At 59.4% G+C, this 879-nt stretch carries 1 protein-coding gene; it reads left to right on the top strand.

The genetic code is table 11. The annotated features are described in order from the left end of the window. The first annotated feature begins 63 nt into the window (after nt 1-63). Nucleotides 64-872, top strand: a protein-coding gene (locus FSY45_RS27715) for an IS5 family transposase (RefSeq protein ID WP_122974752.1) whose coding sequence is annotated in 2 segments (ribosomal slippage) — nt 64-394 and nt 394-872 — 810 coding nt in all. Because the reading frame shifts where the segments join, the coding sequence is not laid out codon by codon here. Nucleotides 873-879: the final 7 nt, after the last annotated feature.

The raw sequence follows: 879 nt of genomic DNA, 5'->3' as shown, positions 1-879 counted from the left end.
CTTAGAGCCGCTAACACTACTTCCCTTTGAGAGCGGCATGAAGCATTTATGCTTCATGCCCTCATGGCAAGACAACCCGTTAGCAAAGAGCTGTGGCGACAGCTGCAGCCCCTGATCCCCGCCTTCAAACCTTCCGTCAAAGGGGGCGCACGCAAGCTCACCGTGAGCGATGAGGCAGCTCTCAACGGCATCCTGTTTGTGCTGCAAACAGGCATTCCTTGGGAGGATCTCCCCCAGGCCCTGGGCTACGGCAGTGGTATGACCTGCTGGCGGCGCTTACGTGACTGGAATGCCAATGGCATCTGGCAGAAATTGCATCTAGCGATGCTGGTGCGACTGCGCGAGCATGACCAGATTGATTGGAGCCGGGCCAGCATCGATGGCTCATCGGTACCAAGCCCCCGGGGGGCCAGGAAACGGGCCCCAACCCCACCGATAGAGGCAAGCTCGGCTCCAAACGACACCTCGTTGTAGATGCCAGAGGTATCCCGTTGGTGCTCCTCGTCAGCGGTGCCAACAGGCACGACTCCATGATGTTCGAGAGGTGCATGGATGCGATTCCAGTCATTACGGGCTTGCCGGGGCGGGCACGCAAGCGGCCGGCGAAGCTGCATGCGGACAAAGGCTACGACTACAAACGCTGCCGTGCTTACTTGAGGCAGCGCGGTATCGCCAGCAGGATTGCCAGGCGAGGAGTCGAGAGCAGCGAAAAGCTGGGCAAGCATCGCTGGGTCGTGGAGAGAACACACGGATGGTTTGCAGGCTTTGGCAAGCTGCGCATTCGCTTTGAAAGGCGACTGGACATCCACGAAGCGTTGCTGAAACTGGCCGCTGCGATCATCTGTGCACGCTTCGTGGATCGGTGGTGTTAGCCGCTCT

It is taken from the genome of Comamonas sp. Z1, from assembly GCF_008121555.1.
Taxonomy (GTDB): domain Bacteria; phylum Pseudomonadota; class Gammaproteobacteria; order Burkholderiales; family Burkholderiaceae_C; genus Comamonas; species Comamonas thiooxydans.
This window is presented reverse-complemented; position numbering and strand designations above follow the sequence as displayed.